A 25048-nucleotide genomic window follows, 5' to 3' on the forward strand; every position below is an offset into this window, starting at 1 on the left:
CAAAATTGTGTCTAAATCTTCTCAGCGCTTATAAAGGGGCAGGCCCAGCGTGACCACGGTGCCCCGGCCCAGGGTGCTCTTGAGGTCGAGTGTGCCGTCCAGCGCCGTCATGATGGAATCCACCAGCGCCAGACCGATTCCGCTGCCGCGCACCGAGTTGCTGCCCTTGTAGAACTTGGTCTTCACGTTTTCCAGGTCTTCCGGCGGGATGCCCCGGCCCTGGTCGATGATCTCGATGAAGGCCTTATACTCACCCTGCCAGATCTTCACGGTGATGCGCCCGCCGGGGGCCGAATACTTGATGGCATTGTCCAGGATGTTGATGAACACCTGCCGCAGGCGGTCCGGGTCGGCATAGACGGGGATCATCTCCTCCGGCTCGTTGTAGGAGAGCAGCAGCCCCTCCCGCTGGATGCGGGCCTCGCAGAAGAGGACGGCGTCCGTCAGCTCGGCCACAAGGTCCAGCAGGCGGCAGTCCATCTTCAGGCGGCCGTTCTGCAGGCGGCTGAAATCCAGCAGCTCCTCCACCATGTTGTACAGGCGGGCCGTCTCGTTGTTGATGATCTCCAAGCCCTTGCGGTAATTCTCGTCCTCCGGGTCGTCGAGGGTGCGCAGCGTTTCCACCCAGCCCCGGATGGAGGTCAGCGGTGTGCGCAGCTCATGGGACACCGAGCTGATGAACTCATTCTTCATCTTCTCGGTCTCTTCCAGCCCCTCGGCCATCTGGTTGATGGTGCCGCGCAGGCGGTCCACCTCGTCGCGGCTGTCGCCGGTCACGGGCAGGCGGACGTCCAGTTCTCCCCGCGCGATGCTGGCGGCGGTGCGCTCCACCTGCCCCAGCGGGACCACGATGCTGCGCACGAAATACAGACCGGACGCCACCGTAAAGCCCAGAATGACCACCACCACCACGATGCTGATGAGGAAGACGCTCTTCAGCTGATTCTGGATGAGGGTCAGGCTCGTGACGAGCCGCATGGCCGCCACATCTTCGGCTGCATAAGGTACCAGACAGCAGACGGCCATGACCATCTCATTGCTGGCGGTGCGATAGATGGCCATTCCCATGCCGTCGGCGTTCTCCTGTGCCCGCTCAAAGTCAACACTGCTCAGGATGCCCTCGGCATCGGTGCCGCTGGATGATGCGATGACGCCGCCGTAGCTGTCCAGCAGCATAAATTCGTATTTGTCCTTATCGGAGAACTGCTCCACCATCCGGCGCAGGGCCACGCTGCGGTTGGCGGCGGCTTTCTGGGCTGTGTCGCCGGTGTACATCTTCAGCTGGCCGTTCACCGAGGAAAAGCGGCGGTACATCGTCTGCTGGACGCTGTTGTAGTAGTTGCGTGAGCAGCTGTACAGGAACATGCCTTCGACCAGTATCAACAGCAGCACCGTCAGCATCAGGCTGCCCCGCAGCCATCGCCTCGTGATTCCGCTTCTCACACTGCGCACCTCCCTTCCTCAGTCTGCCTTTTGTGAGCCGGAGCGGGTCATTCTTCCCACCGGTAGCCGTAGCCCCACACCGTCATGATGTGGGTCGGGTGGCTCGGCTCATCCTCCACCTTCATCCGCAGGCGGCGGATGTTCACATCTACGATCTTCACGTCGCCGAAGTAGTTCTCGCCCCAGACGCCCTTGAGGATCTTTTCCCGCACCAGCGCGATGCCGGGGTTGTGGAAGAACAGCTCCATGATCTGGAACTCCACCTGCGTCAGCTCGATGGGGCGGCCCGCCTTGAGCAGGACACGGCGGTTCTCGTCCAGCACGAAATCGCCGCTGACGAGGGCGGCGGGAGCTGCTTCCTTTCCGTTCTCCCCGCCCGTCGAGCGGTTCACACGGCGGCAGAGCGCCTCCACGCGGGCCAGCAGCTCGCTGACGCTGAACGGCTTGGTCATATAGTCGTCGGCACCGATGGACAGGCCGCGGATCTTATCCTGCTCCTGCCCTTTGGCGCTGAGAATGATGATGCCGATCTTCTGGTCGGTGCGGCGGATGGTCTCGCAGAGCGAGAAGCCGTTCATGCCGGGCAGCATCACATCCAGAATGGCCGCATCGCAGCCTGGTCTCTGCTCCAGCAGCGGGAGCGCAGCCTCGGCGCTGTCGGCCTCCACGGCCTCCATCCCGGCCCGCCGCAGGTTCAGCGCGATCATCTCGCGGATGCTGGCTTCGTCCTCCACAACAAGTACCTTGACCATCTACAACATGCCTCCGTTCTATTCCGCCCCGGTGTGACTGCGGGGCCGGTCTTTTTTCAACTGATTTCTTTTGGATTGCATCCAGCCGGTCGGACAGGCTCAGTTCAGCCGATACAACGAGCGGGACAGCCGATAGGTCTGGTCCTGGATGACGGCATCCCCGCCCAACTTTGCCTGCATCTGGCGGGATGCCACCACGCCCAGCCGGGTCCAGCCCGCCGCGCTGGCGCTGGACGGCACCAGCCGCAGGGTGAGCACCAGCTTGTTTTCGTCCACGGTGCGCAGCTCCACCGCATCGTCGATGTCGGCGCTGTCGGTGAGCAGCAGGTTGCCCTCCCACTCGGCGGGCAGCTCGATGTAACAGTTCGTCTCTTCGTCCAGCAGGCCGAAGCTCTTTTCCGGGTCGGGCCGGGTGTAGTCCATCCAGACGATGAAGTCCATCCGTCGGCTCTGGCTCATGTTCAGCAGACCGGCCTCGTCCGGCTGGGTGGGGATCTCCACCGTGCCGTCGCCGTCCAGGTCGCGGCTGACGAGGTTCGGCACGTTGCGCAGCGAGGCGCTGTAAAGCGCGCTGGCGCTGATCTGCTCGGCCGGGATCATCTGCTGGCTCTCTTCATCGAAGCGCAGGAGCACCGTGGCCAGATTGTTGCCGGAAATGCCGGTCCAGCCGTCCAGCACCAGATAATGCCGGCCATCCGCTCCCAGGCCCGACGCCACCGAGGCGCAGCCGGAGAACTTGTCTGCCGACAGGCCCATGACGGCCACCTGCTGGAAGCTGCCGTCCCGGTTCACGGTCAGCAGCTCGATCTGCACTCCGCCGTCCTCCAGCGTGGACATCAGGATCAGGTCCTCGTTGCCGCCGCCGGTGATGTCCTCCACGAGGTACTGCTCGTAGGACTGCTCCAGAATGGCGTTCACCTCGCCGTGTTCGTAGGAATAGACGGCCAGATAGCTGTCACCCTGCGCGGCCAGATAGCCCACCACCAGCTGCACGGCGTTTCCGTCCTGCAATTGTGCCAGCCGGACATTGTCCACCGTGTCAGCCAGACCCTCGATGGTCTGCTGCACCTTCCACGCGCCTGCGGCATCCCTCTGCAAAAAGGCGATGCAGACGTTGGAGGACTGGGCCGTCGTGTAGAGCACGGCGGCGTCCTGTTCGCCGTCGCCGTCCAGATCCTGCAGCAGGAAGGGCGAAAGCAGCTCCCCCTGCATGGGGTATTTGAGCTGCGCACTCTCGCCCAGCCAGTCGTTCAGGGCACTTTGCAGCGCACCGTAATCGCCCGAAAGGCGCGGAGCGCGCAGCAGATCCTCGACCTGCATGTTGTCCGTCATGGGGAAGCTGCACCCCGGCAGCAGCCCCAGCAGGCAGCAGGCCGCAAGCGACAGGAAGTGTCGTCGTTTCAACCGCAGTTCCTCCTCTCTGTGGAAAACTCCCGGCTGCGTATACAGTATTCAGTATAGCACGAATCGCGCCTCCGGGCAACAAAAAACGCCCTCTCCCCGAAGGGAAAGAGCGTTTCGTTACACTGTTTCTACAGTCAGAGTCGATCAGACGAGCTCCAGAACTGCCATCTCAGCAGCGTCGCCGCGGCGAGCGCCGATCTTGATGATGCGGGTGTAGCCGCCGTTGCGGTCAGCGTACTTGGGGCTGATCTCATCAAACAGCTTCTTTGCAACATCTTCCTTGGTGATGTAGGCATACACCTGACGCTTGGTGTGCAGGTCGCTTGCCTTGCCAAGGCTGATCATCTTCTCGGCCATGGAACGAACGTCCTTAGCGCGAGTGACAGTGGTCTCAATCTTGCCATTCTCCAACAGGTAGGTAACCATAGCGCGCATCATAGCGTTGCGGCTGTCGCTGGTTCTACCGAGCTTTCTGGTACCGGGCATCCCGTTTCACTCCTTAATTATTTTAGTTATTCATCGTCTGTGTTCAGCTTGAAGCCGAGGGAGTCCAGCTTCGCCATGACTTCCTCCAGGCTCTTGCGGCCGAGGTTGCGAACTTTCATCATTTCGTCCTCGCTCTTACTGACCAGATCCTCGACCGTGTTGATACCGGCACGCTTCAGGCAGTTGAAGGAACGGACGCTCAGATCCAGCTCTTCGATGGTCATCTCCAGAGCCTTCTCCTTGTCGTCGTTGGTCTTCTCCACCATGATCTCGGTGCCAGCGGCCTCATCGGACAGGTTGACGAACAGGTTCAGGTGCTCGGTCAGCACGCGGGCAGCCAGAGAAACGGCCTCCTGCGCATTGATCGTGCCATCGGTCCAAACCTCAATGGTCAGCTTGTCGTAATCGATCGCCTGGCCAACACGGGTGTTCTCAACATTGTAATTCACCTTGAGAACAGGGGTGTAAATGCTATCGACGGGAAGAGTGTTGATGTCGTTCTTCTCGACGATGGCCTGCTTATTGCGCTCTGCGGGCACATAGCCGCGGCCCTTATCGAAGGTGAGCTCCATGACGAGCTTGCCGCCCTCGCCCAGGGTCGCAATGTGCCATTCAGGGTTCAGGATCTCAATATCGTCGCCCTGCTTGATGTTGTCAGCGGTGACCTCACAGGGGCCCACTGCCTCAACACGCACTGTCTTCGGACCATCGGTGTACAGCTTTGCAGCAATACCCTTCAGGTTCAGGACAATTTCGGTAACGTCTTCCTTGACGCCCTCAATGGTGGAGAACTCGTGGACCACGCCGTCGATCTTGACGCTGGTCACGGCGACACCGGGCAGAGAGGAAAGAAGCACACGACGCAGGCTGTTGCCCAGTGTGATGCCAAAGCCACGTTCCAGGGGTTCCGCGACGAATCTGCCGTAGCGGCCGTCCGGGGACAGGCTTGCCGTTTCGATTTTGGGACGTTCAATCTCCATCATATCTATGCCCTCCTTGTCAAACCGACGTTGCCGTCGGCCCATTATTAAATTCTTTCAAAGAAAAGAATGCGAAAGACTGCCATCCATCCGGAAGGCATGTCCTTCTTAATGGATTACTTGGAGTACAGCTCGACGATGAGGTGCTCTGCAACTTCGTAGTCGATGTCGCTGCGCTCAGGGAGCTTGGTGACGACGCCCTTCAGGGTGCCGGCCTCGCGGTCCAGCCAGGAAGGCAGAGCCACGACGGGAGCCTCAGGGCCAGTCAGCTTTGCGAACTTTGCAGAAGAACGGCTGGACTCACGGACCTCGATCACGTCACCAGCCTTGATCTGGTAAGAGGGGATGTTGACCTTCTTGCCATTGACGGTGAAGTGAGCGTGGCTCACCAGCTGGCGGGCGTCGCGGCGGGTCTGAGCAAAGCCCAGGCGGAACACGACGTTGTCCAGGCGGCGCTCCATGAGCTGGAGCAGGTTCTCACCGGTCTTGCCGGGCATTGCCTCAGCACGCAGGTAAGCATTGTGGAACTGCTTTTCCAGAACGCCGTAGATGAACTTGACCTTCTGCTTTTCCTTCAGCTGAGAAGCGTACTCAGACTGCTTCTTGCGCATGTTGCCATTGGAGTTGCGGGTGGTATTCTTCTTTGCATAGCCCATGACCGCAGGAGAAATGCCCAGGGCCTTGCAACGCTTTGCGATAGGCTGCGTATTCTTTGCCATAATTCAATTTCCTCCTTCGATCAGACACGACGGCGCTTCGGGGGACGGCAGCCGTTGTGGGGGATGGGAGTCACGTCCTTGATCAGGGTGACTTCCAGGCCGGTAGCCTGAAGTGCACGGATAGCGGACTCACGGCCAGCGCCGGGGCCCTTGACGTAGACCTCAACGGTCTTCATGCCATGCTCGATTGCGACCTTTGCTGCAGTCTCAGCAGCAGACTGGGCTGCAAACGGAGTGCTCTTGCGGCTGCCACGGAAGTTCAGGGAGCCAGAGGAGCACCAGGACACTGCATTACCCTGCAGGTCGGTGATGGTAACAACGGTATTGTTGAAGGTAGACTGGATATGAGCCTGACCAGCAGCAATATTCTTGCGCTCTTTCCGCTTCATGCGGACATTTGCGCCCTTCTTGGCATTATTTGCACTTGCCATTTCTCAAATCCTCCTTACTTCTTCTTGTTAGCGACCGTGCGCTTCGGGCCCTTGCAGGTACGTGCATTGGTCTTGGTGCGCTGGCCACGGCAGGGCAGATTCTTGCGATGGCGGGTGCCACGGAAGGACTGGATCTCGACCAGGCGCTTGATGTCCAGAGCAACGTTGCGGCGCAGGTCGCCCTCAACGATGATGTTTGCCTGATCGATGTAGTCACGGATCTTAGCCTCTTCTTCCAGAGTCAGGTCCTTGACGCGGGTATCGGGGTTGATGCCAGTTGCTTCCAGGATCTTGTTAGCAGTGGTCTGACCGATACCGTAAACGTAGGTGAGACCCACCTGAACGCGCTTCTCGCGGGGCAGGTCAACGCCGGCAATACGTGCCATAGTAGTTTCCTCCAAAATCATCCCATGTCAGTGTCGGGGTCTGCGCCGGGACTCTACGCACTTGACCCCCAGGCGCCCGAATTAGCCCTGGCGCTGCTTATGCTTGGGGTTCTGGCAGATGACCATCACGCGGCCTTTGCGGCGGATGACCTTGCACTTTTCGCAGATGGGTTTCACGGAAGGCTTGACCTTCATGATGTTGAACCTCCTTTTGGTTGATACCCTGACGCTTATTTGGAGCGCCAGGTGATGCGGCCCTTCGAAAGATCGTAGGGCGACATTTCTACGGTGACCTTGTCCCCGGGCAGGATACGGATGAAATTGGTCCGGAGCTTGCCGGAGATGTGCGCTAAGAGGATGTGCCCGCTGGGAGTGAGCTTCCCGGTGTTCTTATCCTCGCTCAACATTTCCACCTTAAAGATGGCGTTGGGCATGGCTTCACGCACAATGCCTTCGATTTCGATAACGTCTTCTTTAGACAAGCTATTTGCCTCCTCATTGGATCTGCTCAGTTTGCCATGAATTGACGGACAGGCGGCGATAACCGCCACATACTTCTTCTCCTGCGGCACAAAATCCGCAAAGTGGGCAGAAAATCCCTGTCCACCGAGAAAGCATCTGGCTGTCACGGCCATTTATAGATTATACACCTTTTGCATCCATTTTGCAAGTGCTTTTTTCCGTATTTCCGATAAAAATTTCCTCTGATACAAAACCGGTCCTTTTCCGTGCCGTGTTTCGGGCGTCTCACCCTGTAGGATGAAACTTTTTCACAAAAACTTGTCGGAATTGCACAAATCACAGGTCTGACGACCAAAAAAGACCTCCCCGAAGGGAGGTCTCAGCGCGCTTGTGCTTACTGGAAGCGGAAGGTATCCGGGTCAAAATCGGGGTCATCCCAGCTGCGGGTCATGATCTCGGTGTGATCCTTGAGGATGGCGATGGAGTGCTCAAAGTGCGCTGCCAGGCCGCCGTCCTTGGTTTTGACGGTCCATCCGTCCTTGGACTGGGTGATCTTGCAGTCGTACTGGCAGATCATCGGCTCAATGGCGATGGTCATGCCGGGCACCAGACGCGGGCCGCGGCCTGCGTGGCCGTAGTTGGGCACTTCGGGGTCCTCGTGCAGCTCATGGCCGGTGCCATGGCCAACGAACTCGCGGACGACGGAAAAGCCTGCGTCCTCGCAGTAGCTCTGCACCGCACAGCCGATGTCGCCGATGCGGTTGCCTGCCTTGGCCTGCTCGATGCCCTTGTACAGCGCAGCCTTGGTCACGTCCAGCAGGCGCTGGGCTTCCAGGTCGATCTTGCCCACCGCATAAGTGCAGGCGTTGTCGCCATTGAAGCCGTCCACCTTGGCACCGGTGTCGATGCTGACGATGTCGCCGGGGCGGATGACGATATCATGCGACGGGATGCCGTGGATGATGGTATCATTCAGGCTGATGCAGGCGGTTCCCGGAAAACCGTACAGTCCCTTGAAGTTGGGGATGCCGCCGTGCTTCACGATGAACTCATAGATCAGCTTATCCAGCTCCCAGGTGGTCATGCCGGCCTCGATGTGCTCGCCACCGTACTTCAGGGCGGCTGCGCTCAGGGCATTTGCCCGGCGCATCCCGTCCAGTTCTTTCGCATTCTTGATCTGAATCACGTTTATGCCTCCAAAGCCTTCATGATCTCAGCCGTGGTCTCCTCGATGGAGGGGCAGAACGGGATGGCAGCCAGCTTGCCGCGGGTGCGGTAGAACTCCACCAGCGGCTCGGTCTGCTCATGGTAAGCATTCAGGCGGTCGAGCACCGTTGCGGGCTGATCGTCCTTGCGGATGACGAGCTTGCCGCCGCAGCAGTCGCAGACGCCTTCCACCTTGCTCTTCTTGTTGACGATGTGGTAGCTTGCGCCGCACTTCTCGCAGACGCGGCGGCCGCCCATGCGGTCCACGATCACATTGTCCTCGACCTGCAGCTCCAGCACCTTGTCGATGCGGATGCCCATGGTCTCAATGGCCTCGGCCTGCGCGATGGTGCGGGGCACACCGTCCAGGATGAAACCATTGGCACAGTCTGCCTCGGACAGACGATCCTTCAGAATGCCGATGATGACCTCATCGGGCACCAGTGCACCGGCGTCCATGAAGCTCTTGGCTTTCAGGCCCATCTCGGTGCCTTCCTTCACAGCCGCACGCAGGATGTTGCCGGTGCTGATGGAAGGAATGTTCAGCTTTGCGCAGATGATCTCTGCCTGCGTGCCCTTGCCGGCGCCAGGTGCGCCCAACAGAATCAGATTCATAGGATGGCTCCTTTCCTCTTATAAAAGGACGTTCGTATTTTTGTTTGAGTCGGCTAACGACTCACCAAAGCAAAAAAGCACTGAAAAGTTCGAGTCGTACTCTCCTTTCCAGTGCTTTCTCACATCCGTGCTTTATTGGATCAGCCGAGGAAGCCTTTGTGGTTGCGCATCGTCATGAAGCTGTCCAGGCTGCGGGTCGTGTCGAGTGCAACACCCACAACGATCAGCAGGCTGGTACCGCCCAGCTGGATGCTCATACCGGTCAGGTTGCCGAGGATGATCGGCAGTACAGCCACCGCAGCCAGGAAGATCGCGCCGATGAGGGTGATCTTGTTCAGGGTGCGGGTCAGGAAATCGCTGGTCGGCTTGCCGGGACGGAAGCCGGGGATCGAGCCGTTGTTACGGCGCAGATTGTTGGCGATCTCCACAGGGTTGTACTGGATGGCCACATAGAAGTAGTTGAAGGCCAGGATCAGCAGCAGGTAGATGACCACATACAGCGCAGACGTGTAGTTGAAGGTATGGAAAAACGCATACCAGAACGGATGTGCTGCCTGGTCGATCTGCAAAAAGCTGCCGATCGTGCCGGGGATCGAAACCAGAGCGGAAGCGAAGATGATGGGCATGACGCCGCTCATGTTCAGCTTCAGCGGCAGATAGCTGTTCTGCCCGCCCATCTGCTTGCGGCCCACCACGCGCTTTGCATACTGGATGGTGATGCGGCGTTCTGCATTCGTCATGATGACGATGAACACGATCACGACCAGTGCCAGCACGACCAGCAGGGGCAGCAGGATATAGAACTTGGTCTCGCCTGCGGCGGCGCGGGTCAGCAGACCCGTGACCGTGGTGTAGACGCCGGACCAGTTGGAAACGATCGAAGAGAAGATCAGAAGGGACAGGCCGTTGCCGATGCCCTTGTCATCGATCTGCTCGCCGCACCAGGTGATCAGCTGAGCACCTGCGGTGAAGGTGGCGATGATGACCACGGCGGTAAAGATACCAGCCGCGCCGGTCGTATACTTCAGTGCGCCCATATTGCGGACCACGAAATAGTAGCCAAGGCTCATCACCAAAGCAATGACGCCGCCGGCATACCGGGTGATCTGCTGCAGCTTGTTCTGGCCGTCCGGCTCCTTCGCGATGTTTTCCAGCGAAGGGATCGCAACGGTGAGCAGCTGCACAATGATGGAAGCGTTGATATAAGGTGTCACACCTAACGCGAAGAGTGTGCACCGGGACAACGCACCGCCGCTCATCATATCAAGGTACGAGAGCATGTTGCCGTTCGAGAACATCTGGCTCAGTGCAGAGCCGGTGATGAACGGAACGGGGATGGCGCAGCCCAGACGATACACCACGAGGATCGCCAGCGTGAACAGGAGACGATTTTTCAGCTCGGGAATCTTCCATGCGTTACGGAATGTCTGAAACACCTTACATCACCTCAGCCTTTCCGCCTGCCTTTTCGATTTTTTCTTTGGCAGAAGCGGAATAGGCTGCGGCCTTGACGGTCAGAGCCTTGGTCAGCTCGCCGTTGCCCAGGACCTTAACACCGTCCAGAGTCTTCTTGACCAGACCCTTTGCCTTCAGAGCCTCGGTGTCAACAACGGCACCGGCCTCAAAAGCTGCTTCCAGGTCTGCCACGTTGACGATGGCATACTGGGTAGCAAAGATGTTGTTAAAGCCAACCTTCGGCAGGCGGCGTGCCAGAGGCATCTGGCCGCCCTCGAAACCAGCGTGCTTCACGCCGGAACGGGCCTTCTGGCCCTTGCTGCCGAAACCGGCAGTCTTGCCATTGCCGGAGCCAATGCCGCGGCCCTTGCGGGTCACAGCCTTGTTTGCGCCGGGAATCGCGTGCAGTTCATGAAGTTTCATTATGCGTATACCCCCTGCTATTAGGCTTCGGTGACGCTGAGCAGGAAACCGATCTTTGCGATCTTGCCCTGCGTAGCGGCATTGTCAGGCTGAACGGTAACGTCGCCCGGCTTCTTCAGGCCCAGAGCCTCGGCGGTAGCGATCTGCTTTGCGCCGCGGCCGATCAGGCTCTTCTTCAGCTCGATTTTGAGCATCTTATCTGCCATGGTTTGTTACCTCCTTAACCCAGAATCTCTTTCACGGTCTTGCCGCGCTTCTCAGCGACGGACTCCGCGCTGACCAGGCCGCACAGACCTGCGAAGGTAGCAGAAACAACGTTGATGGGGTTGTTGGAACGCATAGACTTCGCACGGATGTCCTTGATGCCAGCAGCCTCAATGACGGCACGCACAGGGCCGCCGGCGATCATACCGGTACCAGGTGCAGCCGGCTTGAGCAGAACGGCGCCTGCGCCGTACTTGCCGACGATCTCGTGGGGGATGGTGGTGCCCTTCAGGGCAACCTTGTGCATGTTCTTCTTTGCAGCAGCTTCGCCCTTGCGGATTGCCTCAGGCACTTCGCCGGACTTACCGATGCCGTAACCGATGGTGCCCTTGCCGTCGCCCACAACGACCAGAGCAGCAAACTTCATGATGCGGCCGCCCTTGACCGTCTTGGAAACGCGGTTGATGGAGACAACCTTGGTGATCATGCCGTCGTCTTCACGGTTTCTCATAGCCATAATGTGTTTCCTCCTCTCATTACAGCTTCAGGCCGCCCTCACGGGCGCCATCAGCCAGGGCCTTAACACGGCCATGATAAACGTAACCGCCACGGTCGAAAACGACCTCGGTGATGCCCTTTTCCAGAGCCTTTGCTGCGATCTTCTTGCCGATCTCAGCAGCGGCCTCGACGTTGCCGCCGAAACCATTGAAGTCCTTGTCCATGGTGGAAGCCGACACCAGAGTCACGCCCTGCTCATCATCGATGATCTGAGCGTAAATGTGCTTGGCGGAGCGGAAAACATCCAGGCGAGGACGTGCTGCGGTGCCGCTGATCTTGTTGCGAACACGGCGATGACGACGAAGACGAGCTTCGTTCTTGTCGATCTGCTTAACCATTGTCTTTCACTCCTTACCTTATTTCTTGCCCTTGCCGGCTTTGCCTTCTTTGTGCTTGACGACCTCGCCCTCGTAGCGGATGCCCTTGCCCTTGTAAGGCTCAGGCGGCTTCTTGGCGCGGATCTCGGCGGCATACTGGCCGACCTTCTGCTTGTCAATACCGGTAACAGAGAAGTGGTTGGGGTCCTGCCACACAATGGTGCAATCCTCAGTATCGGGGATGTTCACCTGGTGAGAGAAGCCCAGGTTCATGACCAGGTTGGAGCCCTGCTTCTGGCAGCGCAGACCAACACCGACGATCTCCAGCTTCTTCTCATAGCCGTTGACGACACCGTTCACCATGTTGGCGATGTTGGTGCGGGTCAGGCCATGCAGGCTGCGTGCTTCGGGCTCGTCATTGGGGCGGGTAACCAAAACCTCATTGCCCTCGACCTTGACGGTCATCAGGTGATGATAGTTGGAATTCAGGCTGCCCTTGGGGCCCTTGACGGCGACGGTATGTGCTGCCTCATCAACAGTGACCGTGACACCGGCAGGAATGACGATGGGTTTTCTTCCAATTCTCGACATTGTCTTTTACCCCTTTCTTACCACACAAAGGCCAGGACCTCGCCGCCAACGTGCGCAGCACGAGCAGCCTTATCGGTCATGATGCCCTTAGAGGTGGAAATGATTGCGGTGCCCAGGCCCTTCATGACCTTCGGCATATCCTCGCAGTTGGTGTAGATGCGCAGGCCGGGCTTGGAAACACGGCGCAGGCCGGCGATGACGGGCTCGCCATTTGCCTGATACTTCAGGGTGACAACGATGGTGCCCTGGACGGTATCGTTCTTGACCTGCATACCCTTGATGTAGCCCTCGTCAACCAGAATCTGGCAGATCGCCTTCTTCATGTTCGATGCGGGGATCTCCACAGAAGGGTGTTTGGCAGTGCTAGCGTTGCGGATGCGAGTCAGCAGGTCCGCGATAGGATCAGTAATCTGCATTTGCCACTAACCTCCTTAGATTAGCTCTCATTTGTTTTATAATGATACCGCTCCGAAACAATCGTTTGCCCCGGAGCGGATATCCGACCATTTATCCGGCGTCCGGTAAATTACCAGGAAGCCTTCTTGACACCGGGAATCTCGCCCTTGTAGGCCAGCTCACGGAAGCACACACGGCACACGCCGTACTTGCGCAGCACGGAGTGGGGGCGGCCGCAGATGCGGCAGCGGGTGTATGCACGGGTAGAGAACTTAGCAGGACGAGACTGCTTCAGCTTCATAGACAGTTTAGCCATTGTACCAATCTCCTCCTTAGTTATTCTCGGTAGCGAACGGAGCGCCCAGAGCCTTCAGCAGCTCCTTGCCCTCTTCGTCGGTCTTAGCGGTGGTAACGAAGCAGACGTCCATGCCGCGGACTGCATCGACCTTATCGAAGTCGATCTCCGGGAAGATGATCTGCTCCTTGATGCCGCATGCGAAGTTGCCGCGGCCGTCAAAGCCGTTGCCGTTGATGCCGCGGAAGTCGCGGACACGGGGCAGAGCGACGTTGAAGAAACGATCGACGAACTCGTACATGCGCTCACCACGCAGGGTGACCTTGCAGCCGATGGGAGTGCCCTGGCGCAGCTTAAAGTTTGCAACGCTCTTCTTGGCACGGCAGACGACTGCCTTCTGGCCAGTGATCTGGCCCAGATCCTTCATGACAGCTTCCAGGATCTTCTCGTTGTCCTTGGCTTCGCCGCAGGCAACGTTGATGACGACCTTGTCCAGCTTGGGGATCTGCATAACGCTCTTGTAACCGAACTTGGAGTTCAGAGCAGGAGCAATTTCATTGACATACTGTTCTTTCAAACGAGCCATTGTTCCATACTCCTTTCTTACAGCTCAGCGCCGCACTTCTTGCAGACGCGGACCATCTTACCGTCCTTCTCGACGTGGCCCACGCGCACAGCCTTGCCGCACTTGGGGCAGATGGGCATGACCTTGGATGCGTACATTGCACCCTCAGCCTTGACGATGCCGCCCTGCTCGCCCTGACGGCGGGGCTTGACGTGCTTGGTAACCATGTTCTGGCCCTCAACGATGACCTTGTTCTCAGAGGGGCTGACCTGCAGGACCTTACCAGTGTGGCCCTTGTCCTTGCCGCTGATGATCATAACGTTGTCGCCGGTTTTAACATGAAGATTATTCATTACTAAAACCTCCTTACAGCGATTCCGGAGCCAGGCTCAGGATCTTGGTGTAGCCGGCATCACGCAGCTCGCGAGCGACGGGTCCAAAGATACGAGTACCCTTGGGGCTCTTGTCGGCCATGACGATAACGGCGGCGTTCTCATCGAAACGGATGTAGGAGCCGTCGTCGCGGCGGACGCCATGCTTGCTGCGCACGATGACAGCCTTGACGACGTCGCCCTTCTTAACGGAGCCGCCGGGGGCTGCCTTCTTGACAGAGCAGACCACGACGTCACCAATGTTTGCGTATCTCTTGCGGGTGCCGCCCAGCACGCGGAAGCACATCAGCTCCTTGGCACCGGTGTTGTCGGCAACTTTGAGATAAGTTTGCATCTGAACCATTTCAGATATCTCCTTTCAAACTGTTCAAAGCAGCGGGCAAAGATTACTTTGCCTTCTCAACGATACGGACCAGGCGCCAGCGCACATCCTTGCTCAGGGGGCGGCACTCCATGATCTCAACACGGTCACCGATGCCGCACTCGTTCTTCTCATCACGAGCCTTGAACTTGGCGGTACGCTTCAGGATCTTCTTGTACAGGGGGTGCTGCACGCTATCCTTAACGGCAACCACGATGGTCTTATCCATCTTGTCGGACACGACGACGCCGACGCGGGTCTTTCTCAGATTACGTTCTTCCATCGTTTAACCTCCTTACTGCTTCTCAGCCAGAACGGTCATCACGCGGGCGATGTCCTTCTTGACTGCTTCGATGCGGCCGGGGTTCTCCAGCTGGTTGATGGCATGCTGGAAGCGCAGGTTAAACAGCTCAGCCTTCAGATCTGCCAGCTTGCTGGTCAGCTCTGCGGTCTGCATCTCGCGGAGTTCATTAGCCTTCATTGGTGCCATCCTCCTTCACGGAGTCCTCACGGACCACAAATTTGCACTTGATGGGCAGCTTGTGCATAGCCAGGCGCAGAGCCTCACGAGCAGTTGCCTCATCGACATCTGCCAGCTCGAACAGAACGCGGCCGGGCTTGACCACAGCGACCCAGTATTCGGGAGAGCCTTTACCAGAACCCATTCGGGTCTCAGCGGGCTTCTCGGTAACGGGCTTATCGGGGAAGATCTTGATCCAGACCTTGCCGCCGCGCTTGATGTAACGAGTCATCGCAACACGGGCAGCCTCGATCTGAGTGGAAGAGATCCATGCCGGCTCCAGAGCAACAAGGCCGTACTGGCCCTGGCACACCACGTTGCCGCGGGTAGCCTTGCCGGTCATGCGGCCGCGCTGAACGCGGCGGTACTTAACACGCTTAGGCAGTAACATTACTTGTTGCCTCCTTCCTTCTTCTGAGCGGTCTTAGCGCTCTTCAGGACCTCGCCCTTGTAGACCCACACCTTGACGCCGATGCGGCCGTAGGTGGTAGCAGCCTCTGCAAAGCCGTAGTCGATGTCGGCACGCAGGGTCTGCAGGGGGATGGTGCCCTCATGATAGCTCTCGGTACGAGCGATATCAGCGCCGCCCAGACGGCCGGAGCACATTGCCTTGATGCCCTTTGCGGGAACGGTAGAACGATCGCGGGGGCTCATGGCATTGCGCATGCACTGCTTCATGGCACGGCGGAAGGTCACACGGTTCTCCAGCTGACGAGCGATGTCCTCAGCAACCAGCTGAGCGTTGGTGGAAGCGCTCTTGACCTCGATGACATTGACGATCACGGTCTTGCCATACTCTTTGGTCAGCTTGTTCTGGAGTGCAACGCGCTCTTCGCCGCCCTTGCCGATGACCATGCCGGGCTTTGCGCAGTAGATGTTGACGGTGACGCGGGGAGCGGAAGTGGAAGGATCCACAGTGCGCTCGATCTCGATCTTGGGGACGCCAGCGTCCTTCAGCTGAGCCTTCAGCTCAGTGCGGATCTTGTGATCCTCGACGAGGTTATCGCTGAAATCCTTCTTGGAGGCAAACCAGCGGCTGTCCCAGTCTTTAATAACGCCGACACGAATGCCGTGCGGATTTACTTTCTGGCCCATTGTTTTCCCTCCTTACTCTTTCTCTTTCAGAACAACGGTCATGTGGCTGGTGCGCTTCAGGATGCGGTAGCCGCGGCCCTGTGCACGAGGCATCATGCGCTTCAGCGTCGGGCCGGGGCAGACGTAGCACTCGGCGACGTAGAGGTTGTTCTTGTCCATATTGAAGTTGTTTTCCGCATTTGCGGCTGCAGACTTCACCAGCTTCAGAAGGGGCTCACAAGCGGCCTTCGGGGTGTACTGCAGGATTGCCAGCGCTTCGTCCAGGGGCTTGTTACGGATCAGATCCATAACGATGGACACCTTACGAGGACTAATGCGGGCATAACGAAGAATTGCCCGAGCTTCCATGTTGTGTTCCTCCTTCTCTTACTTCGAATTACCGGTGTGGCCCTTAAAGGTGCGGGTGGGAACGAACTCACCCAGCTTGTGGCCAACCATATCCTCGGTCACGTACACAGGCACATGCTTGCGGCCGTCGTGGACGGCAAAGGTGTGACCAACGAATTCGGGGAAGATCGTGGAGGCGCGGCTCCAGGTCTTGATGACCTGCTTCTTGCCGGAAGCGTTCATCGCTTCAACGTGCTTCAGAAGAGCAGCCTGGACGAAAGGTCCTTTTTTAATGCTTCTACCCATTGTCTTAAACTCCTCTCTTACTTACCTGCACGCTTCACGATCAGCTTATCGGAGCGCTTATGATGCTTGCGAGTCTTGAGACCCAGAGCGGGCTTGCCCCAGGGAGTCATAGGACCGGAGTGACCAACAGGTGCGCGGCCCTCGCCACCGCCGTGGGGGTGGTCGCAGGGGTTCATGACGGTACCACGGCTGCCGGGACGGACGCCCATGTGGCGCTTGCGGCCAGCCTTGCCCAGGTTGACGTTCTCGTGGTCGATGTTGGAAACCTGGCCGACGACTGCGGTGCAGTTGAGGGGCACGTTGCGCATCTCACCGGAGGGCAGACGAACCAGTGCGTAGCCGTTCTCCTTTGCCATCAGCTGAGCCATGTTGCCAGCGGAACGAACCAGCTGAGCACCGCGGCCGGGATACAGCTCGATGTTGTGGATGATGGTACCGACGGGGATGTTCTCGAAGGGCAGGCAGTTGCCGGGCTTGATGTCGGCACCCTTGCCGCTCAGGATCACATCGCCGACCTTCAGGCCGTCAGGAGCGATGATGTAGCTCTTGACGCCATCGGTGTACTCGACCAGAGCGATGAATGCGCTGCGGTTCGGATCGTACTCCAGGGTCTTGACGGTAGCGGGGATATCGGTCTTCTGACGCTTGAAGTCGATGACACGATACTTGGTGCGGTTGCCGCCGCCCTGGTGGCGGACGGTGATGCGGCCGGTGTTGTTGCGGCCGCTGTGCTTCTTCATGGGCTCCAGCAGGCTGCGCTCAGGAGCGACCTTGCTCAGGACGCTGTAATCCGTGACGGTCATGCCGCGGCGGCCCGGAGTAGTGGGGCCATACTTCTTGATAGCCATAATGCTATTCTCCTTTGTTTATCTTATGAATTATTATCGGGGTCATATCCCCATAGAGGAACCCTCGGTGGGTTCGATCAGACCATGCTGTTGAAGAACTCGATCTCCTTGGAGTCCTTGGTCAGGGTGACGATGGCCTTCTTGGATGCAGCAGTGTAGCCTGCGTGCATGCCCTGGCGGCGGAAGCGGCCACGCACAGAAATGGTGTTGACCTTTGCGACCTTAGCGCCGGGGAACAGGGTCTCGACTGCCTGAGCGATCTCGACCTTGGTAGCGTCGGTAGCGACCTTGAAGGTGTACTTCTTGTCGGCGATGCCAGCCATGGAGTTCTCGGTAATGACCGGCTTCAGGATGATATCATGTGCGGTTTTCATTAGCCAAGCACCTCCTCAAGCTTCTTTGCTGCGTCGACGCTGATGATCAGCTTGTCGGCGTTCAGCACGTCATAGGTATTCACGCTGCCAGCGAAGGTGGTCTTGACACCGGCAATGTTGCCAGCGCTCTTGACGAACTTTGCATCGACAGTCTCATTGACCAGCAGGTTCTTCTTGCCGGCGCCAACGGCGTTCAGCATTGCAACCACGGTCTTGGTCTTGTACTCATCGCAAGCGAACTTGTCAACAACGACCATGTTGCCATTGGCAGCCTTGTCGGACAGAACGCTCAGCAGAGCCAGGCGCTTGACCTTGTTGTTGATGTGGTAGTTGTAGCTGCGGGGCTTGGGGCCCAGAGCAACACCACCGTGGGTCCACTGGGGAGCACGGATGGAGCCCTGACGAGCGTGGCCGGTGCCCTTCTGACGCCAAGGCTTCTTGCCGCCGCCGGAAACCTCCATGCGGATCTTGGTGTTCTGGGTGCCCTGACGCTGGTTGGCCAGGAAGTTCACCACAGCAATGTGGACAGCCTTCTCGTTCGGGGTGATACCGAACACGGCGTCGGAAAGCTCGATCTCGCTAACATGCTGACCGTTCATATCGACTACGTTAAACTTTGCCATTGTAGCTTTCCTCCTTACGCCTTCACGCTGTTGGCCAGGGTGACGATGGTGCCCTTGGTACCGGGAACTGCACCCTTGACAGCGATCAGATTGTTCTCGGTGTCAACCTTGACAACGGTCAGGTTCTGCACGGTGACGCGCACAAAGCCCATGTGGCCGGGCAGGCGCTTGCCGGGGAACACGCGAGAGGGGGTAGAAGTGGAACCGTTGGAACCTGCATGACGAGCAACAGGACCAGTGCCGTGGCTCTCACGCAGACGGTGCTGACCGTAGCGCTTGATAACGCCCTGGTAGCCCTTGCCCTTGGAAACGCCCACAACGTCGACCTTGTCGCCAGCTGCGAAGACATCAGCCTTCAGCACGTCGCCAACGTTCATTGCGGAAACATCTTCCAGACGGAACTCGCGCAGGGTCTTCTTGGGGGCAACGTTTGCCTTCTTGAAGTGGCCTGCAGCTGCCTTGTTGACCTTCTTGGCGGAAACCTCGCCGAAGCCCAGCTGAACAGCCTGATAACCATCGCTCTCGACGGTCTTCTTCTGCACGACGGTGCAGGGACCTGCCTCGATGACGGTCACGGGAACGACCTTGCCGTTCTCATCGAACAGCTGAGTCATACCGACTTTCTTGCCGATAATGCCTTTAACCATTTTCTTTTCCTCCTGTAAAGGTTATTGGTTGGCGGCGCACGTCACCGCCAACATGACCCCTCGGGAAACGAGGAGCATCTCCGGATCAGCTTTTACAGCTTGATCTCGATGTCCACGCCAGCGGGGAGCTGGAGGCTCATCAGAGCCTCGACCGTCTTGTTAGACGGCTTCAGAATGTCGATCAGACGCTTGTGAGTGCGGCTCTCGAACTGCTCGCGGCTATCCTTGTACTTGTGGGTAGCACGCAGAACGGTCACGATCTCGCGGTCGGTGGGCAGGGGGATGGGGCCGGACACGCGTGCACCGGTGTGCTTTGCGGTCTCCACGATCTTCTCTGCTGCGGCATCGATCAGCTGAGCATCATAGCTCTGCAGACGGATTCTGATTTTCTCTTTGACTGCCATTGCTTACGCCTCCTGAAAAAATTGATTTTGCCCTAGGCGAGCCGATAAATTGCTCTACACAGTTCCGGGTGTTCCTCGATTTGGCACTAGAAAAACCGGTGAACCGCCTGGCAGTTCTCCCGGAAAAATATTAGCAAATCAAATCCGAACATTGGTTCCGCCCGTTTCGCAGGTCGCCCTGCCGAGGGAACGTATTCCATCGCTGTCAGTAATTTTTTCGCCCGGTTCTAAGATCGGACATACTCCGCGGAAATAACCCATCACAGCTATCGCCGGATGACAACCTCCCGCATCTACGCATATCGCTGGCCTGCACGACTTGTATCGCACAAGCCTTTTGCAGCCGAGAGATATTTTATCACATCTTCGTGCATTTGGCAAGTGTTTTTTCGCGATTTTTCAGAAAAAATCTGATTTTTCTTTTTTATTTTCTTCTTTCGGCCTCCCGGCTCAAATTTTGTGCAGAACGCACAATTTCCGGAAGCCCCTTCCGGTGGAAAACCGGAGCCGCCCTTTCAGGATGCCCCCAAAAAGCTCCTGTTATACAAAAACCCTCTCCGTCATCGCTGCGCGATGCCCCTCTCCCGAAGGTCGAGGTTTGGGAAGCGAACCTCTCAGTCTGCTTCGCAGACAGCTCCCCTAACAGGGGAGCCCTTGGCAGGCCGGGCAAGCCCTGCTGTCCGCTTGGGCTCAATTGGGCGCAAGGCAGCGGGCCTTGCTCTCATTGGCAGCGACTGCGAGACTACGCTCTACCAAAGAGTGCTGGGCAAGCAGTCGTGAATCGAGACAGCGGAGCCCGGCTGTTTACGAATGCAGAAAACTTCGCTCGTCCAGCACGACCATTACCGACTCGCCAGTGGCTCCCCTACCAGGGGAGCTGGCATCGCGAAGCGATGACTGAGAGGTTGTACCAAGGAACGCTGTCCTCCAAGAACAGGCTGTTATCGCAAGCCCGCCTGAGAGGTTGTACTATATGCCACGTTTCCATTTTGCTCTGCGGTTCCCGGAAGGCAGCCCTTCGTACAACCTCTCCGTCACCTTCGGTGCCGCCTCCCCTGGTAGGAGAGGCCTTGGCAATCCGCAAACGTTACTTCTTCGCCTTCAGCCGCTCCGCCAGATCCTCCCTCGGTGTGATGTAGACGGTCGTGTACACCTCGTACAGCACCATGCCGGGCTTGGCACCGCTGGCTTTCCAGATGTTCTTCACCTCGGTGGTGTCCACCGCGACCTTGGCACCGGTGCCGGCCTTGAAGGTGCTGGAATACAGCACGGCAAGCTCAGCGGCTTCCTGTCGGGTGGTGTCGGGGATATCCTCTCCCCGGCTCATGACCACCACGTGGCTGCCGGGGGCCTTCTGCACATGGAACCACAGGTCTTTGCCGCGGGCGGTGTGAAGGGTGAGCCGGTCGTTCTGGGCGTTGTTCCGCCCCACCAGGATCTCAAAGCCGTCGCTGGAGGTAAACCGCAGGAAATCCGCCGGTTTCTGGCGCTTGTCCCGCTGCTTGTAATACTTCAGGTAGCCCTGGCTCTTCAGCTCCGCGCGGATCTCATTCAGCGCCGCCTCGCCGGAGGCCGTTTCCACCTCATATAAGACCGTTTCGAGGTAGGCGATCTCTTTTTCGCCCTCGGCCAGCAGGTCCACCAGCATCCGCGCCGCCGTCTGCTTCTTCTTGTAGTTCTTGAAGAAGTTCTGCGCGTTCTGGCTGGGCGTAAACCGCAGGTCGAGCGGGATGGTGACTTCCCTGCCCTCATCGTACCAGTTGGGCACGGTGATGCTCTTCATGCCCTTCTGGGCCAGATAGAGGTTCGCCGAGAGCAGCTCACCGTACAGGCGGAGCTTTTCGCTCTTGCCGCTGGCGGCCAGCTCTTCCTGCCGGGCGGCCTGCTTGCGGACGGCGCGTTCGTACATGTTGTGGACCGCCTTGTGGAGTTCCTTGCTCTTGGTACGCAGGCGCTCAGCACGGTCCTTTTCGGCATAGTAGCCCTCCAGCATCGCGTTGAAGGACGCCCACTCCCTGACCGCATAGGTCTCGCCGTACTGCCGGGGCCGGAAGAAGGTAAACTCCACCGGTTTGCCGTCCGGAGCCGTCACGCTGCACGGACAGCCGCCGTTGGCGTGGATCTCCTTCAACTCGTCGATGGCTGCCATCAGGGCGCGCTTCTGCTCCCCGGTCAGCTCATTGGCCAGCAGGTGTTCGCCGTCGAATGCGCGCCAGGCGGCTTCGCGGCAGACCACCGGGCCGACTCCGGCCACCGTCTTGTTCAGGGCATCCGCCACGGGCAGGTCCCGCTCGCAGGCCGCTGCCACGATGGAAGCCGAACTCACGGTCAGAAAATCCGGGCGGGCCGGTTTGGGCGGCACGGTGTAGGGCAGGCCGGGCAGCAGCTGCCGGATGTCGCTGTCCTCAAAATCGACCCGCTTGAGGGCGTCGATGATCCTGCCGTTCTGCACCAGCACCAGATTGGAGTAGCGCCCCATCAGCTCCGCGCAGAGGACGTTCCGGACCAGGTCGCCCATCTCGTTGGTGCACTGGAACTCGAAGTAGACGATGCGGTCGCCCGGCTCCATCCGGACATCCAGCAGCTTGCCGCCGGTGAGGTGCTTGCGCATCAGCATACAGAAGGACGGCGGGGTCTCCGGGTTCTCGAAGCTCTCCTCGGTCAGGCAGACCCGCGCGGAACCGCTGCGGGCCGACAGCAGCAGGCTGTACGTCTCGGTGCGGGTGCGCAGGGTCAGCACCAGTTCATCGCGGGTCGGCTCAAACAGTTTTGCGATCTTCGCATCGGTCAGGGTCGTTTTCAGTTCTGCCGCCGTCAACGCCAGCGTTGCAGCATCCAAAGCCATATTCTTCCCTCACTCTCCTTCTCTATATATAAGTATAGGGGTCTCGGTTCGCGGTGCTCACCAGCACCTCCAGTTCCGGGAACGCCGCCCGCAGCCTTTCGGCCACGGCTGCCGTCACCGGGAACTCGGTGGCGTAGTGCCCCGCCGCGATGAGCGACAGGCCCAGCCGGGCCGCGTCGCAGGCATGGTGGTGGTTGGCCTCGCCGGTCAGCAGGCAGTCTGCCCCCACGGCAATGGCCTCTTCGAACAGGCTCCCGCCTGCCCCGCTGATAACAGCCAGCCGCCGCACGGGCCTCCCGCTGTCGGTGTACTTCACCTGGACCGCAGGGCCGGTTTCAGGCCGATTGCACCGCTTGCCCAGCGCGTCCTGCGCCTTTTGGGCCAGCTCCGGCACCGTGATGAGGTCCACTTCGCCCACGCGGCCGCAGCCGCCCGCGAAAGGCTCCCAGTTCCGCATCCCGAACATGCCCGCCAGCACCTCGTTGACACCGCCCTCGGCTGCGTCCAGGTTGGTGTGCATGCAGATGGCCGAGATGCCGTTCTGCACCAATTGGAAGGGCACATCTTTCGGTGCCAGCCGCTTGAGCGGGCTGAAGATGACCGGATGGTGGGCCACGATGAGCCCACAGCCCTTGGCGGCGGCTTCCTCCACCACGTCCGGGGTGATGTCCAGCGTGACCAGCACCCGGTCCACCGGTCTACAGCAGTTCACCAGAAGGCCGGGGTTGTCCCAGCTTTCGGCCAGTTCCAGCGGCGCGATGCGCTGCATCGCTTCATAAAGTTCGTTGACTGTTCTCATAGTTTCACCCGCTTTCCCCTCTCCGTCATCGCTGCGCGATGCCGCTCTCCCCCAAAGTGGGAGGGTTTGGCAGTCCACACAGCGCATCTCTTTATGCCAAGGGCTCTCCCTTCGAGAGAGCTGGACGCGAAGCAGCCTGAGAGGGTGAGGATTCTAACAACGCGTCGATCTCTTCGGCCAGTGCGGTCCCATCCGGCACACCCAGCCGGAACCGGGGGAGCTTGGCTTTCTGCCAGGCCGCATAGCCCGCGCCCTCCGGCCACTCGTCGGTCCTGCCGAACAGGCATTCGGTGAAGGAGGCTTCCTTCCGCTCGCCGGTGTACTCTGCGGCCATCACCGCATACCAGCGGCCCGCCGCCTGCACAGGGCGGTCGGCTGCAAGGGCAAAGCCGTGTGCCCACAGCCAGCGCCGAAGTTCGCTGTGGCGGGTGGCAGGCACCAGGACCAGCCGCGGCCCGCCGGGCTGCATCACCCACGGTGCCTGTTCGATGATCTCCCACGTCGTCTGTGCGGAGACGCCCGCCAGCACGATGGTGCCCACTTCCCCCGCCGACAACACAGAAAGACCGTCGCCGAGCCGAAGCTCAGCGCGGTCTTCGCAGCCTGCATGTTCCAGCGTCTGTTTTGCTTTGGCCAGCGGGCCGGGGCGCAGGTCGGCGCCGATGACTTTCGGGTAATTTCCCGAAGCCGCCAGCACCGCCGTCAGCTTGCCGTGGTCGCAGCCGATGTCGGCCACGGGCCTGCCCGGCAGCACCAGTTCTGCCGCCGCCGTCAGACGCGCATCCAGTGTGGGCAGCATCAGGCCTTCTTTGCAGCCAGGTGCTCGTTCAGCTTCCCAATGAGCTCATCGCAGTCCACGCCGTGCACCTCGCAGGCCTCCTCGATGGTCTCGCCGCGGGAAGTCGGGCAGCCCAGGCAGTGCATCCCGATCTCCATGAAGTAGGGTGCGGTGGTCTGGTCCATATCCAGAATATCACCGATGATGGTCTCGCGGGTGACCTGCTTCACGGCAGCCTTCTTTTCGTCCTTGTCCTTCTTGAGCATATCAAAAATATCAAACATGATGGTGTTTCCTTTCTGTTTCGGTCATTTCGCCGGCCAGACGGCCGACCATATATACTATACCCTATTACTAGGTTTATTTTCAAGTATTCTTGTAAATTTTAACGTTTTGGCTCTGTATGACCGCTCCGTTGGGCTTGCGGCGAAGAGATGAAGTTTGCGCAATGCCAAGGCCTCTCCTACCAGGAGAGGTGTCACCGAAGGTGACGGAGAGGTTGTACGAAGGACAAGCCTTCCCGGCAGCCGTGAAGCAGAACGGAAACGCAGCATGTAGTACAACCTCTCCGTCTCGCCTTTGGCGCAAAAAGCCCCCTCTGCCTTACGGCAGAGGGGGCCACGCGATTCAAACTTGTAAAATCAGCGCTTAGTTCTGCTTCATGCGAGCGAAGCAGTCAGAGCAGTAGACCGGACGGTCCTCACGGGGCTGGAAGGGAACCTTGCAAGCCTTGCCGCAAGCTGCGCAGACAGCATCGAACATCTGACGGTCACCGCCGTTGTTGCCGCCGCGGACGCCGTTCTTGCGGGCGTCACGGCAGGGCTTGCAGCGCTGGGGCTGGTTCTCAAAGCCGCGAGATGCGTAGAACTCCTGCTCACCAGCAGTCCAAACAAACTCCTTGCCGCAGTCTTTGCAAACTAAAGTCTTGTCTTCGAACATAGTAGTATCTCCTCTTTGTTTAGTTCTTGCCCACGGAAGGATTGTAACCATACCTTTGGTTTTTAGGGACCATCGCGCTGATCGTAAGCTACCAGGGGCTTG

Annotated in this window: 39 protein-coding genes; all 39 read right to left on the minus strand. The window is 58.8% G+C overall.

The features are described 5' to 3' along the window. Positions 1-21: 21 nt before the first annotated feature. Positions 22-1443 carry a HAMP domain-containing sensor histidine kinase gene (locus DWY95_RS10595; RefSeq protein ID WP_118553498.1) on the minus strand — a complete coding sequence of 474 codons (1422 nt, stop codon included), beginning with the start codon at positions 1441-1443 and terminating at the stop codon, positions 22-24. A gap of 47 nt (positions 1444-1490) precedes the next feature. Further along, positions 1491-2195, minus strand: a complete 705-nt coding sequence (locus DWY95_RS10600) for a response regulator transcription factor (RefSeq protein WP_118553499.1) — start codon at positions 2193-2195, stop codon at positions 1491-1493. Between the two features lie 99 nt (positions 2196-2294). Further along, a complete protein-coding gene (locus DWY95_RS10605; RefSeq protein WP_243082710.1) occupies positions 2295-3599 on the minus strand; it encodes a hypothetical protein in 1305 nt (434 codons plus the stop codon). Positions 3600-3743: 144 nt separating this feature from the next. Continuing rightward, a complete protein-coding gene (gene rplQ / locus DWY95_RS10610) occupies positions 3744-4085 on the minus strand; it encodes a 50S ribosomal protein L17 (RefSeq protein ID WP_005921819.1) in 342 nt (113 codons plus the stop codon). A 26-nt stretch (positions 4086-4111) separates the two neighbouring features. Continuing rightward, a complete protein-coding gene (locus tag DWY95_RS10615) occupies positions 4112-5068 on the minus strand; it encodes a DNA-directed RNA polymerase subunit alpha (RefSeq protein WP_097793115.1) in 957 nt (318 codons plus the stop codon). A 113-nt stretch (positions 5069-5181) separates the two neighbouring features. Next, a complete protein-coding gene (gene rpsD, locus DWY95_RS10620) occupies positions 5182-5784 on the minus strand; it encodes a 30S ribosomal protein S4 (RefSeq protein WP_097793116.1) in 603 nt (200 codons plus the stop codon). 20 nt (positions 5785-5804) lie between these two features. Then, on the minus strand, positions 5805-6215 hold the full coding sequence (rpsK, locus tag DWY95_RS10625; RefSeq protein WP_005934894.1) for a 30S ribosomal protein S11: 411 nt from the start codon (positions 6213-6215) through the stop codon (positions 5805-5807). A 14-nt stretch (positions 6216-6229) separates the two neighbouring features. Further along, positions 6230-6601, minus strand: coding sequence for a 30S ribosomal protein S13 (gene rpsM, locus DWY95_RS10630; RefSeq protein WP_005937976.1), 372 nt, complete (start codon positions 6599-6601; stop codon positions 6230-6232). An 81-nt stretch (positions 6602-6682) separates the two neighbouring features. After that, positions 6683-6796, minus strand: a complete 114-nt coding sequence (gene rpmJ, locus DWY95_RS10635; RefSeq protein WP_005921832.1) for a 50S ribosomal protein L36 — start codon at positions 6794-6796, stop codon at positions 6683-6685. 35 nt (positions 6797-6831) lie between these two features. Continuing rightward, on the minus strand, positions 6832-7083 hold the full coding sequence (gene infA / locus DWY95_RS10640) for a translation initiation factor IF-1 (protein WP_005937979.1): 252 nt from the start codon (positions 7081-7083) through the stop codon (positions 6832-6834). A gap of 374 nt (positions 7084-7457) precedes the next feature. Next, positions 7458-8249 (minus strand): type I methionyl aminopeptidase, encoded by a 792-nt coding sequence (gene map / locus DWY95_RS10645; protein ID WP_097793117.1) that lies wholly within the window; start codon positions 8247-8249, stop codon positions 7458-7460. A 2-nt stretch (positions 8250-8251) separates the two neighbouring features. Beyond that, complete coding sequence (locus DWY95_RS10650) at positions 8252-8884, minus strand: adenylate kinase (protein ID WP_118553500.1); 633 nt, start codon at positions 8882-8884, stop codon at positions 8252-8254. A gap of 140 nt (positions 8885-9024) precedes the next feature. Beyond that, positions 9025-10320 (minus strand): preprotein translocase subunit SecY, encoded by a 1296-nt coding sequence (gene secY / locus DWY95_RS10655; protein WP_118553501.1) that lies wholly within the window; start codon positions 10318-10320, stop codon positions 9025-9027. A 1-nt stretch (position 10321) separates the two neighbouring features. After that, entirely contained in the window at positions 10322-10762 is a 441-nt protein-coding gene (rplO, locus tag DWY95_RS10660; RefSeq protein WP_055190698.1) for a 50S ribosomal protein L15, read from the minus strand. A gap of 20 nt (positions 10763-10782) precedes the next feature. Further along, positions 10783-10968, minus strand: a complete 186-nt coding sequence (gene rpmD / locus DWY95_RS10665; protein WP_005921851.1) for a 50S ribosomal protein L30 — start codon at positions 10966-10968, stop codon at positions 10783-10785. Positions 10969-10982: 14 nt separating this feature from the next. Next, entirely contained in the window at positions 10983-11483 is a 501-nt protein-coding gene (rpsE, locus tag DWY95_RS10670) for a 30S ribosomal protein S5 (RefSeq protein WP_005937997.1), read from the minus strand. 19 nt (positions 11484-11502) lie between these two features. Next, a complete protein-coding gene (gene rplR / locus DWY95_RS10675) occupies positions 11503-11862 on the minus strand; it encodes a 50S ribosomal protein L18 (protein WP_015564643.1) in 360 nt (119 codons plus the stop codon). A gap of 18 nt (positions 11863-11880) precedes the next feature. Continuing rightward, the gene (rplF, locus tag DWY95_RS10680; RefSeq protein WP_118553502.1) at positions 11881-12432 is read right to left on the minus strand and encodes a 50S ribosomal protein L6; all 552 of its coding nucleotides are present in this window, start codon (positions 12430-12432) and stop codon (positions 11881-11883) included. A gap of 17 nt (positions 12433-12449) precedes the next feature. Then, complete coding sequence (gene rpsH, locus DWY95_RS10685; protein WP_005934908.1) at positions 12450-12848, minus strand: 30S ribosomal protein S8; 399 nt, start codon at positions 12846-12848, stop codon at positions 12450-12452. A 110-nt stretch (positions 12849-12958) separates the two neighbouring features. Then, entirely contained in the window at positions 12959-13144 is a 186-nt protein-coding gene (locus DWY95_RS10690) for a type Z 30S ribosomal protein S14 (RefSeq protein WP_005921866.1), read from the minus strand. A 16-nt stretch (positions 13145-13160) separates the two neighbouring features. Further along, entirely contained in the window at positions 13161-13709 is a 549-nt protein-coding gene (rplE, locus tag DWY95_RS10695; protein ID WP_005934909.1) for a 50S ribosomal protein L5, read from the minus strand. A gap of 17 nt (positions 13710-13726) precedes the next feature. Continuing rightward, the gene (gene rplX / locus DWY95_RS10700) at positions 13727-14041 is read right to left on the minus strand and encodes a 50S ribosomal protein L24 (RefSeq protein WP_005934911.1); all 315 of its coding nucleotides are present in this window, start codon (positions 14039-14041) and stop codon (positions 13727-13729) included. Between the two features lie 13 nt (positions 14042-14054). Further along, positions 14055-14423 carry a 50S ribosomal protein L14 gene (gene rplN / locus DWY95_RS10705; RefSeq protein ID WP_005938014.1) on the minus strand — a complete coding sequence of 123 codons (369 nt, stop codon included), beginning with the start codon at positions 14421-14423 and terminating at the stop codon, positions 14055-14057. A 43-nt stretch (positions 14424-14466) separates the two neighbouring features. Beyond that, entirely contained in the window at positions 14467-14724 is a 258-nt protein-coding gene (gene rpsQ / locus DWY95_RS10710) for a 30S ribosomal protein S17 (protein ID WP_055190687.1), read from the minus strand. 12 nt (positions 14725-14736) lie between these two features. After that, positions 14737-14922, minus strand: coding sequence for a 50S ribosomal protein L29 (gene rpmC, locus DWY95_RS10715; protein WP_005921879.1), 186 nt, complete (start codon positions 14920-14922; stop codon positions 14737-14739). After that, positions 14912-15352, minus strand: coding sequence for a 50S ribosomal protein L16 (rplP, locus tag DWY95_RS10720; protein WP_005938020.1), 441 nt, complete (start codon positions 15350-15352; stop codon positions 14912-14914). The genes rpmC and rplP overlap by 11 nt, the downstream gene beginning before the upstream one ends. Next, entirely contained in the window at positions 15352-16056 is a 705-nt protein-coding gene (rpsC, locus tag DWY95_RS10725; protein ID WP_005934914.1) for a 30S ribosomal protein S3, read from the minus strand. The genes rplP and rpsC overlap by 1 nt, the downstream gene beginning before the upstream one ends. A gap of 12 nt (positions 16057-16068) precedes the next feature. After that, a complete protein-coding gene (gene rplV / locus DWY95_RS10730) occupies positions 16069-16404 on the minus strand; it encodes a 50S ribosomal protein L22 (protein ID WP_005921882.1) in 336 nt (111 codons plus the stop codon). An 18-nt stretch (positions 16405-16422) separates the two neighbouring features. After that, positions 16423-16689 carry a 30S ribosomal protein S19 gene (gene rpsS, locus DWY95_RS10735; RefSeq protein WP_005934915.1) on the minus strand — a complete coding sequence of 89 codons (267 nt, stop codon included), beginning with the start codon at positions 16687-16689 and terminating at the stop codon, positions 16423-16425. A gap of 17 nt (positions 16690-16706) precedes the next feature. Further along, on the minus strand, positions 16707-17537 hold the full coding sequence (gene rplB / locus DWY95_RS10740) for a 50S ribosomal protein L2 (RefSeq protein ID WP_097793121.1): 831 nt from the start codon (positions 17535-17537) through the stop codon (positions 16707-16709). 77 nt (positions 17538-17614) lie between these two features. Continuing rightward, on the minus strand, positions 17615-17911 hold the full coding sequence (gene rplW, locus DWY95_RS10745; RefSeq protein ID WP_005934919.1) for a 50S ribosomal protein L23: 297 nt from the start codon (positions 17909-17911) through the stop codon (positions 17615-17617). Further along, on the minus strand, positions 17911-18534 hold the full coding sequence (rplD, locus tag DWY95_RS10750) for a 50S ribosomal protein L4 (RefSeq protein WP_005938033.1): 624 nt from the start codon (positions 18532-18534) through the stop codon (positions 17911-17913). The genes rplW and rplD overlap by 1 nt, the downstream gene beginning before the upstream one ends. A 14-nt stretch (positions 18535-18548) precedes the next feature. Then, positions 18549-19181: a 50S ribosomal protein L3 gene (gene rplC / locus DWY95_RS10755; protein ID WP_097793123.1), complete on the minus strand. Its 633-nt coding sequence runs from the start codon at positions 19179-19181 to the stop codon at positions 18549-18551. Between the two features lie 92 nt (positions 19182-19273). Next, entirely contained in the window at positions 19274-19585 is a 312-nt protein-coding gene (gene rpsJ, locus DWY95_RS10760) for a 30S ribosomal protein S10 (protein ID WP_005934923.1), read from the minus strand. A 1087-nt stretch (positions 19586-20672) separates the two neighbouring features. Next, positions 20673-22430, minus strand: coding sequence for an NFACT RNA binding domain-containing protein (locus DWY95_RS10765; protein WP_118553503.1), 1758 nt, complete (start codon positions 22428-22430; stop codon positions 20673-20675). A 22-nt stretch (positions 22431-22452) separates the two neighbouring features. Next, positions 22453-23229, minus strand: a complete 777-nt coding sequence (locus DWY95_RS10770; protein ID WP_118553504.1) for a Nif3-like dinuclear metal center hexameric protein — start codon at positions 23227-23229, stop codon at positions 22453-22455. A 91-nt stretch (positions 23230-23320) separates the two neighbouring features. Then, positions 23321-24028 carry a class I SAM-dependent methyltransferase gene (locus DWY95_RS10775; RefSeq protein ID WP_118553505.1) on the minus strand — a complete coding sequence of 236 codons (708 nt, stop codon included), beginning with the start codon at positions 24026-24028 and terminating at the stop codon, positions 23321-23323. Continuing rightward, positions 24028-24291 (minus strand): DUF1858 domain-containing protein, encoded by a 264-nt coding sequence (locus DWY95_RS10780; protein ID WP_187116979.1) that lies wholly within the window; start codon positions 24289-24291, stop codon positions 24028-24030. Before DWY95_RS10780 ends, DWY95_RS10775 begins: the two co-directional genes overlap by 1 nt. A 364-nt stretch (positions 24292-24655) precedes the next feature. Next, complete coding sequence (locus DWY95_RS10785; RefSeq protein ID WP_097793127.1) at positions 24656-24946, minus strand: zinc-ribbon domain containing protein; 291 nt, start codon at positions 24944-24946, stop codon at positions 24656-24658. Between the last annotated feature and the right edge of the window lie 102 nt (positions 24947-25048).

It is taken from the genome of Faecalibacterium sp. AF28-13AC, assembly GCF_003478405.1.
GTDB classification, from domain to species: Bacteria; Bacillota; Clostridia; order Oscillospirales; family Ruminococcaceae; genus Faecalibacterium; species Faecalibacterium prausnitzii_E.

What these genes read in the sequence shown, in the direction of transcription:
- rpmJ (WP_005921832.1), bottom strand. Translation starts at nt 6,796, where the DNA reads ATGAAGGTCAAGCCTTCCGTGAAACCCATCTGCGAAAAGTGCAAGGTC.
- rpsH (WP_005934908.1), bottom strand. Translation starts at nt 12,848, where the DNA reads ATGCAGATTACTGATCCTATCGCGGACCTGCTGACTCGCATCCGCAAC.
- rplX (WP_005934911.1), bottom strand. Translation starts at nt 14,041, where the DNA reads ATGAATAATCTTCATGTTAAAACCGGCGACAACGTTATGATCATCAGC.
- rplB (WP_097793121.1), bottom strand. Translation starts at nt 17,537, where the DNA reads ATGGCTATCAAGAAGTATGGCCCCACTACTCCGGGCCGCCGCGGCATG.
- DWY95_RS10650 (WP_118553500.1), bottom strand. Translation starts at nt 8,884, where the DNA reads ATGAATCTGATTCTGTTGGGCGCACCTGGCGCCGGCAAGGGCACGCAG.
- DWY95_RS10780 (WP_187116979.1), bottom strand. Translation starts at nt 24,291, where the DNA reads ATGTTTGATATTTTTGATATGCTCAAGAAGGACAAGGACGAAAAGAAG.
- rpmD (WP_005921851.1), bottom strand. Translation starts at nt 10,968, where the DNA reads ATGGCAGATAAGATGCTCAAAATCGAGCTGAAGAAGAGCCTGATCGGC.
- rpsS (WP_005934915.1), bottom strand. Translation starts at nt 16,689, where the DNA reads ATGGGTAGAAGCATTAAAAAAGGACCTTTCGTCCAGGCTGCTCTTCTG.
- DWY95_RS10775 (WP_118553505.1), bottom strand. Translation starts at nt 24,028, where the DNA reads ATGCTGCCCACACTGGATGCGCGTCTGACGGCGGCGGCAGAACTGGTG.
- rpsM (WP_005937976.1), bottom strand. Translation starts at nt 6,601, where the DNA reads ATGGCACGTATTGCCGGCGTTGACCTGCCCCGCGAGAAGCGCGTTCAG.
- rplE (WP_005934909.1), bottom strand. Translation starts at nt 13,709, where the DNA reads ATGGCTCGTTTGAAAGAACAGTATGTCAATGAAATTGCTCCTGCTCTG.
- DWY95_RS10690 (WP_005921866.1), bottom strand. Translation starts at nt 13,144, where the DNA reads ATGGCTAAACTGTCTATGAAGCTGAAGCAGTCTCGTCCTGCTAAGTTC.
- rplD (WP_005938033.1), bottom strand. Translation starts at nt 18,534, where the DNA reads ATGGCAAAGTTTAACGTAGTCGATATGAACGGTCAGCATGTTAGCGAG.
- rpsC (WP_005934914.1), bottom strand. Translation starts at nt 16,056, where the DNA reads ATGGGCCAGAAAGTAAATCCGCACGGCATTCGTGTCGGCGTTATTAAA.
- rplF (WP_118553502.1), bottom strand. Translation starts at nt 12,432, where the DNA reads ATGTCGAGAATTGGAAGAAAACCCATCGTCATTCCTGCCGGTGTCACG.
- rplR (WP_015564643.1), bottom strand. Translation starts at nt 11,862, where the DNA reads ATGGTTAAGCAGATCGACAAGAACGAAGCTCGTCTTCGTCGTCATCGC.
- rpsE (WP_005937997.1), bottom strand. Translation starts at nt 11,483, where the DNA reads ATGGCTATGAGAAACCGTGAAGACGACGGCATGATCACCAAGGTTGTC.
- rpsD (WP_097793116.1), bottom strand. Translation starts at nt 5,784, where the DNA reads ATGGCAAAGAATACGCAGCCTATCGCAAAGCGTTGCAAGGCCCTGGGC.
- rpsJ (WP_005934923.1), bottom strand. Translation starts at nt 19,585, where the DNA reads ATGGCAGTCAAAGAGAAAATCAGAATCCGTCTGCAGAGCTATGATGCT.
- rpsK (WP_005934894.1), bottom strand. Translation starts at nt 6,215, where the DNA reads ATGGCAAGTGCAAATAATGCCAAGAAGGGCGCAAATGTCCGCATGAAG.
- rpmC (WP_005921879.1), bottom strand. Translation starts at nt 14,922, where the DNA reads ATGAAGGCTAATGAACTCCGCGAGATGCAGACCGCAGAGCTGACCAGC.
- DWY95_RS10770 (WP_118553504.1), bottom strand. Translation starts at nt 23,229, where the DNA reads ATGAGAACAGTCAACGAACTTTATGAAGCGATGCAGCGCATCGCGCCG.
- DWY95_RS10600 (WP_118553499.1), bottom strand. Translation starts at nt 2,195, where the DNA reads ATGGTCAAGGTACTTGTTGTGGAGGACGAAGCCAGCATCCGCGAGATG.
- DWY95_RS10615 (WP_097793115.1), bottom strand. Translation starts at nt 5,068, where the DNA reads ATGATGGAGATTGAACGTCCCAAAATCGAAACGGCAAGCCTGTCCCCG.
- rplV (WP_005921882.1), bottom strand. Translation starts at nt 16,404, where the DNA reads ATGGAAGCTCGGGCAATTCTTCGTTATGCCCGCATTAGTCCTCGTAAG.
- rplO (WP_055190698.1), bottom strand. Translation starts at nt 10,762, where the DNA reads ATGAAACTTCATGAACTGCACGCGATTCCCGGCGCAAACAAGGCTGTG.
- rplC (WP_097793123.1), bottom strand. Translation starts at nt 19,181, where the DNA reads ATGGTTAAAGGCATTATCGGCAAGAAAGTCGGTATGACTCAGCTGTTC.
- DWY95_RS10785 (WP_097793127.1), bottom strand. Translation starts at nt 24,946, where the DNA reads ATGTTCGAAGACAAGACTTTAGTTTGCAAAGACTGCGGCAAGGAGTTT.
- rplQ (WP_005921819.1), bottom strand. Translation starts at nt 4,085, where the DNA reads ATGCCCGGTACCAGAAAGCTCGGTAGAACCAGCGACAGCCGCAACGCT.
- rplN (WP_005938014.1), bottom strand. Translation starts at nt 14,423, where the DNA reads ATGGTTCAGATGCAAACTTATCTCAAAGTTGCCGACAACACCGGTGCC.
- rplW (WP_005934919.1), bottom strand. Translation starts at nt 17,911, where the DNA reads ATGAAAACCGCACATGATATCATCCTGAAGCCGGTCATTACCGAGAAC.
- rpsQ (WP_055190687.1), bottom strand. Translation starts at nt 14,724, where the DNA reads ATGGAAGAACGTAATCTGAGAAAGACCCGCGTCGGCGTCGTCGTGTCC.
- rplP (WP_005938020.1), bottom strand. Translation starts at nt 15,352, where the DNA reads ATGTTACTGCCTAAGCGTGTTAAGTACCGCCGCGTTCAGCGCGGCCGC.
- DWY95_RS10765 (WP_118553503.1), bottom strand. Translation starts at nt 22,430, where the DNA reads ATGGCTTTGGATGCTGCAACGCTGGCGTTGACGGCGGCAGAACTGAAA.